Genomic DNA, 14,097 nt, shown 5'->3' on the forward strand with positions numbered 1-14,097 from the left:
AGTACGGTCATAAAAAACAATGTTTTTGAATTTCGTAACATTCATCATCAGCGTTTCTGAATAGGTTTGAATGTTTATTCATGGATAAATTTTCACCTCAGTTTCTCTCATCAAAAATAATCTTAGATTGCATTGAGCTTCTTCCTGAAATTCATTGGCATAGCTTTCGTTCACTTCGGTGGATTTATGTTAAGTTTAACTTCCAATCTAATTTAAGGAGTCTTCTGGATGAAGCATCTTATCGCGACTGCGGTGCTTTCTTGCAGCGCAATGGCTTATGCCAACACCTCTTTACCTAATTACAATACTGATTCTCATCTGTATGAATTCACCCAAACTTACGACTTAATTGCGCCGAAAGGTTCACAAGGTCAAGCAAATTTGTGGGTGCCGTTACCATTTAACGGAGAGTATCAACAAGTCAAATCCATTCAATTTGAAGGCAATTATTTGGATGCCTATGTGACATAAAACAACAAATACGGTGCGAAAACCTTGTTTGCTACATGGGATAAAGACGCGCAAAAACGTGATTTGAAAGTGACCATGGTGATTGAAACCAAAGATCGCGAACCGATGGTAAAAGGCGCTTTGGATAACTACATGCCACCGAAAGACATTCAGTATTCCGTCGATGTACACATAAATTAAATTACACGGCAGAAATCGTTCGATAAAAATAAAGGGCTATTTTAAATAGCCTTTTTGTTCTTGTTATTTCTATAAGCAGCGAGTTAATTCACTGTGAATTACAACCGCTCTTTTTCTCCGCCGAAATCGTGCAATAGATTTTCTGTGAGTTGACTTAAAATACCGGTCATTAATACAAAATCCGCATCGAAACGTTGGGCATAGTCTTCTTTCAAAATATCGTCATTTTTTTCTCGAATCTGATCGGCAAATTTTAAGCGTTTCAGGCTGCAATCTTCGTTTAACACAAATGACAGACGCTCTTCCCATTCCAGTGCCAGTTTGGTGACGAACTTTGAATGGACTAAAGAGAGAATCTCTTCGCTATCTAACGCTTGCTGTTTGCAACGAATCACAGCGTTCGTTTGGCTATCGCGTAATTCAGCTTCTTCCAATGGCACAAGCCATTCCGGCGTATTTTCTTGGGCGATCCAGTTTTGCATGATAAGTGCCGGTTCATTGGCGAAAGTCAGTGGCACCACAGGCAGCGAACCCAATGATTTACGTAACATCGCAAGCACCTCTTCAGCGCGTTTAGCCGAGGCTGCATCCACATAAATCAAATTATTTTCTGTATCAATCCAAATCGCAGTTTGTTGATATTTACTGAATGCGCGAGGTAATAAGGTTGCAATCACATCGTCTTTTAAGGTTTGTTTTTCTACTTTTTTCAGCTTACGATTTTCCGCCTGTTCGAGTTTTTCCACACGTGCGTCTAATTCACGTTTTACCACATGAGAGGGTAAAATTTTCTCTTCTTTTTGGGCGAGCAATAAAATCTGCTTCCCGACAGCAAAATATAAAAGTTCGCTGCCTTTGAGCGGTTTAGACCAACCAAATTTGCTTTGTTCCGATTGGTGGCAAGGGTGATATTGATTGTTTCCAAGGGCGGTGGAGAGGGTTTGTGCCGACCAATCAAGGGATTTAGTTAGGCGGTAAATCATGGCGTTTTTGAACCAAAATTGAAATCTATAATTCATGATAATTCATCCTGTATAATTTTCATCTTAAATCAATAATTTACTTATTTTTTGACACTGTTTATAATTCATAGTGTATCATCATATTTCAAAATTTTAGTAACCATAATAGTAACTCATTGCAAAAAGGATAAAATTTTTGGTTACTAAAATACATTAATGTTCATTTTCTATACGTAAATGGTGTGTTATGGCTAAAAAAGTAAAACCACTCGTTGATACAGAAATCAAAAAAGCAAAAGCATCTGATAAACCATATACATTAACAGATGGCTATGGGTTATTTTTAATCATTTCACCAACAGGCTCAAAATCTTGGCGATTCAATTATTATAGACCTTTAACAAAAAAACGAGCAAAAATTGCTTTAGGCGTATATCCAGCAATCACATTATCAAAAGCAAGAGAATTACGAGAACAATATCGTCAATTACTTGCTCTCAAGATTGATCCCCAAGAACACATAAAACAAAACGAGTTGTTGCAACTACAGCGACAACAAAACACATTTTTTGCTATTGCAACACAATGGAAGCAAAAAAAAGTTTCTGAAATCAAGGAAGCAACACTTAAAAGCCGTTGGCGAACAATTGAAAAATATGTATTTCCATATTTAGGTGATAATCCTATTGCTGACATTACACCACAACAGTTACATGATATTGCTATGCCATTATTTGAACGCGGTGTTTCTCATACCGGGAAGCTTGTAATTGCACTTGTAAATGAAATTATGGGCTTTGCTGTTAATAAAGGTGTAATTGAATTTAATAAATGCGTAAACGTATCAAAAGCGTTCAATGTAAATAGAACAACGCATCATCCAACAATTCGCCCAGAACAACTTCCCGAATTTATGTCTGCGTTACGTAATTCTCATATAGATCTAATGGTGAAATATCTAATTGAGTTTTCACTTTTGACGATGACAAGACCAAGTGAAGCTGCAAATGCACTATGGGATGAAATTGATTTTGAAAAATCATTATGGAATATTCCTGCTGAGCGCATGAAAATGAAAAAAGCCTTTACTGTTCCGTTGTCGCCACAAGTGCTTAAAATACTTAATAAGCTAAAAAATATTTCAGGTCGTAGTCGTTTTATTTTTCAAAGCCAACGTTACCCTGAAAGATCATTACATTCAAGCTCTGCAAATGCAGCAATTAAACGAGTCGGTTATAAAGATCAATTAACATCACATGGATTACGTTCTATCGCAAGCACCTATCTTAGCGAAACATTTACCGAAATGAATCTAGAAATTCTTGAAGCTTGTCTTTCTCATCAAAGCAAAAACCAAGTTCGTAATGCCTACAATCGCTCAACCTATCTTGAACAACGGAAACTATTAATGAATGCTTGGGGAAATTTTGTTGAGGAATGTATGAAAAAAAGTATCTAAAAATAAAGGGAATCAACATTGATTCCCTTTATTTACCTACCCTTTCTTCAATAACGCTACCATTTCTCTAAGTAGCTTTATTTCATTATCTTTTTGCTCTACTAACTTGTTCAAAAAGCCTTCTTTTTCTTCCAATAATTGCTGACAATGCGATAACGATAATTTGAGTTTTTCAATCTCAATCAATAGAGATTTCTCATTGTCTCCCTGAAATGATGAACCAAAATGAGAATTCTCATTGAATTGAACGAAGACATTTCGTTCACCAGAATTAATCAATTCAACAATATCTATATCTAAAATCTGTGCAATTTGCTCTAACTTATCCAGATGTAATTTCGTTTCGCCACGTTCAATTTTTGCATAGCCATTCAATGACATACTCATTTTTTCAGCCATTTCTTCTTGTGACCAATGCTTGGTTTCACGCAGTTTTCTAATTTTTTCATGTACGTTCATGCTCAATACCTACAATTTGGTGTAAATTACACACTAACATTAGTTAACAATATACACTGTTCGTTACTACACATCAAATATTCGACAATATATTATCATCACGTTTCACACATTCTGTGTGCTTATAAACCTAATGAAATCAATGACTAGTAGGAGACTAACATGAAAGCTCTTTCAATCGTAGCATTAATTTTTGCTGCTATTTCTATCTTTATTCCTGTAATTGGCTTGTACATTGCTATTCTTTGCAGCTTACTCGCTTTAATATCCTTTTATTCCCAACCTACATTATCAGGAATAACAATTGGTATTAATATTTTAAGCACTATTTTCTTATCTCCTAGTTTAGCATTACAAGCTGGCATGGCTGAGGGAAATACTTCAGGTGGTGGTTCTCAAATTCTTGGGTTTTACATAGGAATTCATGTAATATGTCTAGTTGTTGGATTCTTATTGATTATTTTGAGAAAAATATTCTCTAAGAAAAAAGTGATAACAGAATAATATACTACATTATATTTATGAGGATGAAATATGATTAAAACCGTTTTCTCAATGCTTGTTTTAATGACCAACATTGCATACGCAGGAATACGAACTATTGAACTACCACCTGAACAATCAGGCTCAATACCAATGAAATGCGGTGATTATATTTATTTTGGAGAGAAACGCTCTCCATATGATGTATGCATGATTACAGGGCTTTTAAAAACATATGAAAAAGGTCAATGTATTTCTCGTGATGAATACAAACTTTTGAACAAAGCGTGCAGCACTAAACCTGACAATGTTTCACAAGCCTACAAAATGAGAGATTCATCTTACTATGTTGAATACTCACCGGAAACTGATGGTTTTGTGCCAATGAGTGGTGAAAACTAAAATCATCATAAAGAGCTCTAAAATGAGCTCTTTTTCATTTTATGTATTACTAATAGGTTCTATCATTTCAATAAACTAAATGCATCTAGACATCATTTAGGATCATTCTAGCTTAAATTAAATACCTATATACATTGATCAAGCATGATGAACTTAAAAATGATGAAAAAATTTCCAAATTTTAAACCGCACTCTGATGCAGAAACTGAAGAATTACTTAGCTTGCTATTTAGAAAACTTGACGTTGATGAACTCATCTTTCTGTTACGTGTTTTACAACGTGATATCCGTGAAAAATATACACTAACAAAAATAATAAAAAAAATTGTCAATTTAAAGTTAGATTTATAAATTTCTGTGTTAAGCTCCTAAAAAATATGTATAAAATAGGAGATCATAATGCAAATATCAGATAATGTCGGCTACTACTTTACAATTAAAGAACTTCAAGAACGTTTACGTGTAAGTCGTTCAACCATTTTACGTTTAATCGAATCTAAAAAATTATCATCTATTAAATTCGGAAGACAAGTTCGCATTCCAGAATCTTAGATTCTAAGTTATCTTGAAACTTGTAAAGTATAAAAAATAAGCCACCAAAATTGGTGGCTTTTTGTTTATGATTTATGATATCGCTTAAAACACATCTTTGCACTACCTTCCGATATTGATAATTGCTTTGATATTTCTCGCCATTTAAGACCTTTTGATCTTAATAACACAATTTGTTGATATTTACTTTCTAAATCTTTTTTAGAGCTCGTCCAACCAAATTCTTTAGCCCAACGATTTAAAGTGCTTAAACTAATACCAAATTGTTCAGCAATTTGCTTTAATGTCATGTCGGGTTTATTATTAGCAAACTGATTAAATAAAGTATCTTTAATCAATTGTTGTTTCCGCCATCGTTTTTTAGAACGATTTGACTGAATTTGTTTGAATTCTGATTCAGAGAATCTTTCCCAAATCCACCGAGATGAACTTTTAGCAATCCCTTTCAATTCTCGATACGGCAATGGTGGCTGCTGACATTGATTCAATTGCACTAATAATGAAAATAAATACTGATTAAATTGTTCTAGATTTTTATTTGAACGCTTAAATTGTAATACATAGCGATAACCAATTCGCTTAATCTTATTAAACAAATCACAGTTTCTACCTTCAGCATTATCATCAGCTTCTGTATTAAACAAAGAATAATCTGATAAATTAACAAAATCAGCTAAATAATCTAAACTATATGCAGGTACATTAAATACTATTGTTCGCCAAAAATTTGAATTAGGATTTTTTGTAAATATACCTACGTAATGTTTGTCCTATTTCAATTTCTTAACATAGGCTCGCTGTATCTTTTTAAAATAACTTATTGGCTTAAATCGAGCATTTTTCGTATTACAAATCGGCGTTTCTAATGCATAAATGTAGTGACATCGACCATTTTCTGTATTTTGTACAACAATATTTGGGCTCGGAAGCCCTAAAAAGTCCCAGTCCATTGCTGAATTCTCTCGATCTAAATCAAACACCATAAACTTAATGAATAAATCATTAAATTGAATATACTTATGTGTTAATGCTACATCTTTATGATTTAACCATGTGCCGTTATTAAAATCATCTGTCTACTTGAGCTGAGCAGCTAAACTTTGATTAAAATCATCTAATGTATAAATTTTACGATTCAACATATTTTCCCCTTAATCTGAATAACATTCATGCTATGCCATATCAGATACTATTAATAATTAGTAAAATATAACTAAGTAACAAAATATTATCCCATATCAGATATTAATGATTTAGAAATAATTATAGAATGAAATAACATAATGTTTGATTACGTATAGCTACATATGATTGATGTTCAATGTTTAATGTTCAATGTTCAATGTTCAATCAAAAACCAGTTTACAATAAGATTTTGATTTAATAAGTTCAAATTGAAATTTTTTTAGATACATTCGATGATTTTTGGTGTATTGTGCAAAGTAGTCATAACAATACACATATCAATGATCAATTCTTAAACAGCTACAATGAGCATATCTTATTATGGTAACCATTTTAGTAACCAATAAACACCATCACCTATAATGAACCCATTGTTTGCAATGGTTTGATACGGGCTATTAAATTTTTGAACCAAACATGGTAGATCCTTATGCTTATTCAGGTAAAATGTGCGCTATTGTAACTTACTTGAAGGTGAAATATGCAACATAAATTGGTGTGCTTTATCGGTGGCGGCAATATGGCGCAAGCTATTGTGTTTGGCTTATTAAAACAAGCTTATCCTGCCGATAAAATTATCGTGTGCGATCCGAATGAAGAAAAGCGTGATTTATTTGCACAAAAAGGCGTACGCACCTCAACGGATAATGTCGCCGCCGTCTCACAAGCGGATGTTGTGTTGTTAGCCGTCAAACCGCAAGTGTTAGCAGAGGTTTGCTCACCTTTAAGTGCGGTGGATTTTTCCGATAAATTACTTATTTCGATTGCTGCCGGCATTTCAGTGGCAAGATTGACCGCATTTTTACCGACAGCGACGTCTATTGTACGTGTGATGCCAAATACGCCGGCCTTAGTAGGTGAGGGGATGGCGGGGTTATTTGCCGGCCAAAACACCTCAGAAAATGACCGCACTTTTGCGCAAGATTTGTTGTCTGCCGTAGGCAAAACCCTTTGGGTGGCGTCGGAAGAACACATGCATGCCGTCACAGCCGCGTCTGGCAGTAGCCCAGCGTATTTTTTTCAATTTTTAGAAGCCATGCAACAAGGCCTAATTGATATGGGATTGTCTGCAGACAACGCTCGTGAATTGGTTCAGCAAGCGATGTTAGGTTCGGCCAAAATGGTGGTGGAAAATCCGCAGCTAGATTTATCGACATTGCGCCAAAATGTGACCTCCAAAGGCGGCACAACGGCGGCTGCGCTGAATGTGTTGAATCAACATCAATTTAATGACATCGTGCAACACGCTATGCAAGCTTGTGTAGCACGTTCAAAAGAAATGGAAACGTTATTTTAATGCTTGTTCGTCCTTTTACTTGGCTCGCTTTGAGCTTTTTCGGTTATTACTGCGCGTATGGCGTTTTTATCCCCTTTTTCCCGGTGTGGTTGAAATCGCAACACTATGGGGAAGAGCTGATTGGCATGGTGTTGGCAAGTGCTTATGTCTTTCGCTTTGTCGGCGGTTTGTTTTTTTCAGGTTTAATTAAACGCGCTTCACAGTTGATCAATTCTTTGCGTGTGTTGGCGCTTGCCAGTGCATTGATTATGGCCGGTTTAAGTGTTGTCGCAGAGAATTTTTGGTTGCTGTTTTCTGCTATCGGCTTATTTGCCATGGTCAATGCGGCAGGTATGCCGATTACAGATTCTTTAGCAAGCACTTGGCAACGACAAATTCAGTTGGATTACGGTAAGGCTCGGTTAATCGGATCTGTTGCTTTTGTGGTTGGCGTCACTTTATTTGGCAATGTTATCGGCTTTTTCGGTGAGCAAAATATCGTTTGGATTTTGACCGCACTTTTATTAGCGTATTCGGTGATGCAGTGCGTGACACCGACGATTCCCCCGCAAGATGAATCTTCGGAAGAGTCCGGCACCGATGTGGGGTATTGGGCTTTATTAAAAAACAACACAACCTTGCGGGTTTTGTTGGCGTCGTCTTTAATTCAGGGCTCACACGCCGCCTATTATGTTTATAGTGTGTTGTATTGGACCAGTCTGGGGATTTCCGTTTCGCAGACCAGCTTGCTATGGGGCTTGGGGGTGATTGCCGAAATTTTGTTGTTTTTCTTTTCCCGCCGTTTACTGCAAAACTGGAAGGTCAGCACCCTTTTTCATTTGGCGACCTTGGCGTGCATTGTGCGTTGGGTAGGCCTTGCTGCCACAAGTGAGGTTTGGCTCATCGGGCTTTTGCAATTACTTCACAGTCTAACGTACGCGGTGGCGCATTACGGCATGGTGCGCTATATCACAACCCAACCGCAGTCCCACATTTCCAAATTGCAAGCGTTGTATAACGGCATATCAAACAGCGCAATGGTGGCGATTTTGACCGCACTTGGCGGTGTGATTTACCCGTATTCGGCATCAATGACGTTCGTCTTAATGGCCATCATTGCGGCGTTGGCGTTCGTGGTGACGCCACCTAAAGTTGAAGCCTTTTTACTTCATCGAGACTAAACATGAATGATCTTACTTTGCTCGATTTATTTCTAAATGAATTATGGATAGGCAAAGGCTTGTCGCCTAATACTGTGCAATCTTATCGTTTGGATCTCACCGCACTTTGCGATTGGCTTAGTGAGCGCAAACTGTCATTGCTCGATTTGGATTCGGTCGATCTTCAAACTTTTCTTGGTGAGCGGGTAGAGCAAGGGTATAAAGCCACCAGTACGGCAAGATTATTGAGTGCTATTCGAAAGCTTTTCCAATATTTATATCAAGAAAAATACCGCACCGACGATCCAAGTGCGGTGTTAAGTTCGCCTAAATTACCCAGCCGTTTGCCGAAGTATTTAACCGAACAGCAAGTCACGGATTTGTTGAATGTGCAAAGTTTGGAACAGCCGATTGAACTACGCGATAAGGCGATGTTGGAGCTATTGTATGCCACGGGATTGCGGGTGACGGAATTGGTTTCATTACATACCGATAGCATTAGCCTAAATCAAGGCGTCGTGCGGGTCATCGGCAAAGGCAATAAAGAACGTATTGTGCCGATGGGAGAGGAGGCCACCCATTGGGTGAAACAATTTATGCTGTTTGCCCGACCGATTTTATTGAATGGACAAAGTTCCGACGTGCTATTTCCTAGCCGTCGCGGTACGCAAATGACACGGCAGACTTTTTGGCATCGGATTAAACATTATGCGGTGCTGGCGGAAATTGATAGTAATATGTTGTCACCACACGTTTTGCGTCACGCGTTTGCTACCCATTTGGTAAATCATGGTGCGGATTTACGGGTGGTGCAAATGCTGTTAGGACACAGTGATTTATCAACGACACAAATTTATACCCATGTGGCGAAAGAACGCTTGAAACGTTTGCACGAACGCTATCATCCACGTGGTTAATTTTGTGTAGATAAATCGAGCGTTTTTTAATCAATTATGCGCTTTTATCGTGCATTTCCTCGACTGAAAGGCTTTGTCCCGTTATAATTCATCGTCTTATTTTCTATTAATAACGTGTTCGGTGTGAGCATTCGCCGAGTGCATCAATTTGAGGTAACATCATAATGTCATTAAATATTGAAACGACTCAAGGTTTAGAGCGTCGTGTAACCATCACCGTTCCGGCTGAAACCGTTGTTCAAGCTATCCGCGAAGAATTAAAACGCGTTGCTAAAAACGCACGTGTTGACGGCTTCCGTAAAGGTAAAGTCCCTCCACACATCATTGAAAAACGTTTCGGCGCTTCTGTTCGTCAAGACATTTTAGGTGATTTATTACAAAACCATTTCTTCCAAGCGGTTATCGAAAACAAAATTAACCTAGCAGGTCGTCCAAGTTTCACTGTTGAACAATTTGAAGAAGGCAAAGAATTAAAATTCAGCGCAACCTTTGAAGTGTACCCTGAAGTTGAGTTAAAAGGCTTAGAAAATATTAAAGTAGAAAAACCGATTGTTGAAATCTCTGAAGCAGATGTTGACAAGATGGTTGAAGTGTTACGCAAACAACAAGCAACTTGGACTGAAAGCCAAGACGCAGCGAAAGCTGAAGATCGCGTAACTATTGACTTCGTGGGTTCTGTTGACGGCGAAGAATTTGAAGGCGGCAAAGCATCCGATTTCGTTTTATTCATGGGTCAAGGCCGTATGATCCCAGGCTTTGAAGAGGGCATCGTTGGCCACAAAGCGGGCGACAAATTCACTATTGATGTGACCTTCCCGGAAGAATATCACGTTGAAAACTTAAAAGGTAAAGCAGCGAAATTTGACATTACGTTGAAGAAAGTTGAAGTGATGGTATTACCGGAATTAACCGATGAGTTCGTTGCAAAATTTGGTCCGAACACAAAATCTGTTGCAGATTTACGCAATGAAATTCGTAAAAACATGCAACGTGAATTGAAAAATGCGTTGACGACTCGTGTGAAAACTCAAGTGATTGACGGTTTAGTACAGCAAAACCAAATTGATGTGCCAAGTTCTGCAGTTGAACAAGAAATTGATGTATTGCGTCAACAAGCAGCACAACGCTTTGGCGGTAATGCACAACAAGCAGCACAATTACCACGCGAATTGTTTGAAGAACAAGCTAAACGTCGCGTATTAGTAGGTCTATTATTAGCACAGGTTATTGCTTCTAACGAATTAAAAGCAGATGAAGAACGTGCTAAAGCAATGATCGAAGAAATCGCGTCTGCTTACGAACAACCGGCAGACGTGGTTGAATACTACAGCAAAAACAACGAATTAATGAATAACATTCGTAACGTAGTATTAGAAGAACAGGCTGTTGATGCGGTATTGGCGAAAGCGCAAGTCACTGAAAAAGCAGCAACCTTCGATGAGATCATGAATCCACAAGCTTAATGATTCTCCGCGAAGTGCGGTTAATCTTTTAAGTGTTTTTTAGCTGAATACCTCAATGAAAATCGGGGTATTTTTTTGCCTTGTGAATATTCCCATGAGGCTTTGCTAGGCAATAAAAAAGGGTATCTGAAGATACCCTTTTTTCTATTAGAACGTTACTTACTTGGAGATTGCATAAAGCGGAAGAAATCGCTGTCCGGTTTTAAAATCAACAAGTTATCAGAATTAGAGAAGCTGCTTTCATAGGCTTTAAGACTACGAATGAAGCTATAAAATTCCGGTTCTTTACCAAAGGCATCAGCAAAGATCTTCGCTGCAGTAGCATCGCCCTCACCGCGTAATTCTTGCGCTGTTTTTTCTGCATTCGCAATGATTAACGTCACTTTACGATCAACATCTGCCTGAATAAATGCGGCTTTTTCTTTACCTTGTGAACGGTGTTCGCGAGCAACTGCATCACGTTCTGCACGCATACGTTGGTAAATAGAAGAAGACACTTCATCCGGCAAGTTAATTTGCTTGATACGTACGTCTAATACTTCAATTCCCAATTCAGCAGTGCTGTCTTGTCCACTATTGAGCGCATTTTTAGCCCCGGCCATGAGTTCACCACGTGTACCTGAAACGATGTCTTTAATAGTGCGGGAACCGATTTCAGAACGCAAACGGTCGTTAACTTTGCGGCGTAATAAATTGGCTGCTTGTGCGTAGTCGCCACCACCGGTGGTAGTAAAGAAACGACCGAAATCGTTAATACGCCATTTCACGTAGGAATCCACCAAAAGGTCTTTTTTCTCTACGGTGACAAAACGATCTGCTTGTCCGTCTAAGGTTTGAATACGAGCATCTAACGCTTTCAAATTATCAATAAAGGGAATTTTGAAATGTAATCCCGGCGTATAAATTGCCACTTTATTATCGGCATCGCGTTGCACTTTGCCAAAGCGTAACATAATGCCACGCGTACCTTCACTGACAACCACAATACTGGAATAAAGCACTGCGATAAGCACGAAAATAACAGGTAATAAAAATTTACGCATTAGTTAATTCTCCCTTGGCGACCATTGTCGGTACGCGATTCCATTGGTCTAAGTGGTGCTGTTTGCTCATGCGTGCGTGAAACAGGCAAAGAAGTTACCGCACTTTGTTGTGTTTCATTGGATTCACTTACATTAGCACTACCGTTCGAGCCAGTGGACTTTTTACCTTTTAACAATTGTTCTAAAGGCAACACGGTTAAGTTATTTCCATTGCCGGAATCCAACATGACTTTTGGTGTATTTGCCATGACTTTTTCCATGGACTGAATATATAAGCGTTCACGGAAGACGGTTGGTGCCGCTTTAAACTCAGGTAAGAGCGGTTGGAAACGTTCTACTTCCCCTTTAGCATCTAACACTACGCGATCTTTATAAGCGGTTGCTTCTTCTAAAATACGTTGTGCATTACCACGAGCAATCGGCTCTTTCTCACGCGCATAGGCTTCTGCTTCACGAATATAGCGTTGTTCGTCTTCTTGCGCTTTAATCGCATCATCAAAGGCTTCTTTCACTTCTTCCGGCGGACGTGCAGATTGGAAGTTCACATCAATCACTTCTAACCCCATATCATATGGTTCAATAATTTGATTTAACGCTTTCCAGGTGTTTTCACGAACAACGGAACGACCTGTCGTCAAAATATCGTTCATCGACATGTGGCCGATAACATAGCGTAATGCACTGTCGGTAGCCTGATTCAAGCTGTCATTGGCATTGATTGCACTGAACAGGTATTTTTCAGGGTTTTGGATGCGATACTGCACGGTCATTTCTACTTTCACCATGTTTTCATCTTGGGTGAGCATGGAACCTTGCGTTCTTAATTCAAGTACACGTTCTACGTTGACCGGAATCACTCGATCAATAAAAGTCGGTTTCCAGTTTAAGCCTGGTTGTTGAATGGAATGGAATTGTCCTAAACGTAGCACGACGCCACGTTCTGCTTCTTTGATGGTATAGAAACCGCTGGCGCCCCATATAATCACGCCGGCTGCAATTACAATCGGTAATAATTTACCTAAGCCGGAAGGCAGGTTAGATGCACCGGAGTGATTGTTTTTAGCTCCTTTACCGCCCATTTTTTTCAATAAATTATTGAAAACCTCTTCTAAATCCGGTGGTGATTGTTCGTTCTTTTTTTGTGAATTGGAAGAACGATCCCAGTTAGACTGACCTTCATTTTTACCGGAATCCTGATTACCCGAGGATTGTCCGTTTTGCTTTGGTTTGCCCCAAGGATCTTGATCTGAACCATTTAAAGACATTGCTTTCTCCATTTGTCAAAAAATTGTTGCAAGTCTAAACAAAATCGCGTGTTAAGTCTAACGAATAATGGGAAAGTCTATCGATTTTAAAGGGTTAATTATTCACGTTGTAGTGAATTTTATGCACAAGCCTTTGAGGTTGAAGATGGTCTCCGTCCCACGCCCAAAAACAGGGCGATTTTATAGGTGTTTGGTTAACAAAATAGGCGAGATAAAAGGGAAGCTCCTCGGTAAAACACAGCTGTCCACGGGGGCAATGCGCCGAGAAAATGTGTAAGGTTTCGGGATGATGTGTCACTTCTGATAATTTTGCGATGCCCACGCCTTGGGATTTCAGCACGGCTTCACGTAAACACCAAATACGATAAAAAGCGGATTGGGATTCAGTTTGTTGTTGAAACCAGTCGATTTCTTCCGCGCTTGCAAAGTGTTCCAACAGGGCTAAATAAGGACGTTCTTTACTAGGCGATTCAATGTCGATTCCAACCGCACTTTTTTCGCCTGGTGGACTGATATGTAAAATCACTGCCACCCAATCACCAGAATGGCTGATATTAAAATCAAGTTCAGAAGGAGGAAATTGCGGACGGTCGCTTTTTGTTCGCGAAATTTGCCCTAAAAGTGCGGTCGGTTTTTCTGCTGTTTTGAGTAATTGCCACAGCAAGAAATGCGCTAAACGACGACATTGCCAACGTTGTTGCATACGCGGGTTGCCGTGGCTTGACGTCAGTAAATTTGCCGGAATCAGGTCGGCTGGGATGTCATGAAAAGGGAAGGGGGTGTGAATATTTCCCCAAGCGATTAGCGTTGTCATCGTGAT

General features: G+C 38.7%; 15 protein-coding genes and 2 pseudogenes. 10 read left to right on the top strand and 7 right to left on the bottom strand.

Features of this window, described 5'->3' with window-relative positions; all coding sequences use genetic code 11:
* Positions 1–228 precede the first annotated feature (228 nt).
* Positions 229–639 (top strand): annotated as a pseudogene (locus tag DQN58_RS04480) (transglutaminase family protein); the annotation flags it as partial.
* A gap of 110 nt (positions 640–749) precedes the next feature.
* Here the strand turns inward: DQN58_RS04480 and rdgC are convergent.
* Positions 750–1,670: a recombination-associated protein RdgC gene (gene rdgC / locus DQN58_RS04485; RefSeq protein ID WP_006717171.1), complete on the bottom strand. Its 921-nt coding sequence runs from the start codon at positions 1,668–1,670 to the stop codon at positions 750–752.
* A gap of 190 nt (positions 1,671–1,860) precedes the next feature.
* Between rdgC and DQN58_RS04490 the strand changes: the two genes are divergently transcribed.
* Positions 1,861–3,072, top strand: a complete 1,212-nt coding sequence (locus DQN58_RS04490) for a tyrosine-type recombinase/integrase (RefSeq protein WP_006717173.1) — start codon at positions 1,861–1,863, stop codon at positions 3,070–3,072.
* A 36-nt stretch (positions 3,073–3,108) separates the two neighbouring features.
* On the opposite strand, the gene DQN58_RS04495 is transcribed toward DQN58_RS04490, so the two are convergent.
* Positions 3,109–3,531 carry a helix-turn-helix domain-containing protein gene (locus DQN58_RS04495; protein ID WP_006717175.1) on the bottom strand — a complete coding sequence of 141 codons (423 nt, stop codon included), beginning with the start codon at positions 3,529–3,531 and terminating at the stop codon, positions 3,109–3,111.
* 162 nt (positions 3,532–3,693) lie between these two features.
* On the opposite strand from DQN58_RS04495, the gene DQN58_RS04500 reads away from it, so the two are divergent.
* The 4 genes from DQN58_RS04500 to DQN58_RS04515 all read left to right on the top strand — a co-directional run bounded on the left by DQN58_RS04500 (position 3,694) and on the right by DQN58_RS04515 (position 4,968).
* Positions 3,694–4,035 (top strand): hypothetical protein, encoded by a 342-nt coding sequence (locus DQN58_RS04500; protein ID WP_006717177.1) that lies wholly within the window; start codon positions 3,694–3,696, stop codon positions 4,033–4,035.
* A 30-nt stretch (positions 4,036–4,065) separates the two neighbouring features.
* On the top strand, positions 4,066–4,416 hold the full coding sequence (locus DQN58_RS04505; protein WP_006717179.1) for a hypothetical protein: 351 nt from the start codon (positions 4,066–4,068) through the stop codon (positions 4,414–4,416).
* A 144-nt stretch (positions 4,417–4,560) separates the two neighbouring features.
* Positions 4,561–4,767, top strand: coding sequence for a hypothetical protein (locus DQN58_RS04510; protein WP_006717182.1), 207 nt, complete (start codon positions 4,561–4,563; stop codon positions 4,765–4,767).
* A gap of 48 nt (positions 4,768–4,815) precedes the next feature.
* A complete protein-coding gene (locus tag DQN58_RS04515; RefSeq protein WP_006717184.1) occupies positions 4,816–4,968 on the top strand; it encodes a helix-turn-helix domain-containing protein in 153 nt (50 codons plus the stop codon).
* Positions 4,969–5,033: 65 nt separating this feature from the next.
* Here the strand turns inward: DQN58_RS04515 and DQN58_RS09965 are convergent, their stop codons facing one another.
* Together DQN58_RS09965 and DQN58_RS09970 are read right to left on the bottom strand one after the other, a co-directional pair.
* Complete coding sequence (locus DQN58_RS09965; RefSeq protein WP_006717186.1) at positions 5,034–5,612, bottom strand: primase C-terminal domain-containing protein; 579 nt, start codon at positions 5,610–5,612, stop codon at positions 5,034–5,036.
* 126 nt (positions 5,613–5,738) lie between these two features.
* Positions 5,739–6,002: pseudogene (locus tag DQN58_RS09970) on the bottom strand (replication initiation protein); the annotation flags it as partial.
* 632 nt (positions 6,003–6,634) lie between these two features.
* On the opposite strand from DQN58_RS09970, the gene proC reads away from it, so the two are divergent.
* The 4 genes from proC to tig all read left to right on the top strand — a co-directional run bounded on the left by proC (position 6,635) and on the right by tig (position 10,969).
* Positions 6,635–7,450 (top strand): pyrroline-5-carboxylate reductase, encoded by an 816-nt coding sequence (gene proC / locus DQN58_RS04525; protein ID WP_006717190.1) that lies wholly within the window; start codon positions 6,635–6,637, stop codon positions 7,448–7,450.
* Positions 7,450–8,610, top strand: a complete 1,161-nt coding sequence (locus tag DQN58_RS04530) for a 3-phenylpropionate MFS transporter (RefSeq protein ID WP_006717192.1) — start codon at positions 7,450–7,452, stop codon at positions 8,608–8,610. Before proC ends, DQN58_RS04530 begins: the two co-directional genes overlap by 1 nt.
* Positions 8,611–8,612: 2 nt before the next feature.
* Positions 8,613–9,506, top strand: coding sequence for a site-specific tyrosine recombinase XerD (gene xerD / locus DQN58_RS04535; protein WP_006717195.1), 894 nt, complete (start codon positions 8,613–8,615; stop codon positions 9,504–9,506).
* Between the two features lie 164 nt (positions 9,507–9,670).
* Positions 9,671–10,969 carry a trigger factor gene (tig, locus tag DQN58_RS04540; RefSeq protein ID WP_006717197.1) on the top strand — a complete coding sequence of 433 codons (1,299 nt, stop codon included), beginning with the start codon at positions 9,671–9,673 and terminating at the stop codon, positions 10,967–10,969.
* A gap of 155 nt (positions 10,970–11,124) precedes the next feature.
* Here tig and hflC read toward each other — a convergent pair whose 3' ends face one another.
* The 3 genes from hflC to DQN58_RS04555 form a co-directional block, all read right to left on the bottom strand.
* Positions 11,125–12,012 carry a protease modulator HflC gene (gene hflC / locus DQN58_RS04545; RefSeq protein WP_006717199.1) on the bottom strand — a complete coding sequence of 296 codons (888 nt, stop codon included), beginning with the start codon at positions 12,010–12,012 and terminating at the stop codon, positions 11,125–11,127.
* Positions 12,012–13,277: an FtsH protease activity modulator HflK gene (hflK, locus tag DQN58_RS04550; RefSeq protein WP_032997771.1), complete on the bottom strand. Its 1,266-nt coding sequence runs from the start codon at positions 13,275–13,277 to the stop codon at positions 12,012–12,014. The genes hflC and hflK overlap by 1 nt, the downstream gene beginning before the upstream one ends.
* A gap of 94 nt (positions 13,278–13,371) precedes the next feature.
* Positions 13,372–14,091: a 4'-phosphopantetheinyl transferase family protein gene (locus DQN58_RS04555; RefSeq protein WP_006717202.1), complete on the bottom strand. Its 720-nt coding sequence runs from the start codon at positions 14,089–14,091 to the stop codon at positions 13,372–13,374.
* Positions 14,092–14,097: the final 6 nt, after the last annotated feature.

Source organism: Aggregatibacter segnis ATCC 33393, assembly GCF_900476035.1.
Classification (GTDB): domain Bacteria; phylum Pseudomonadota; class Gammaproteobacteria; order Enterobacterales; family Pasteurellaceae; genus Aggregatibacter; species Aggregatibacter segnis.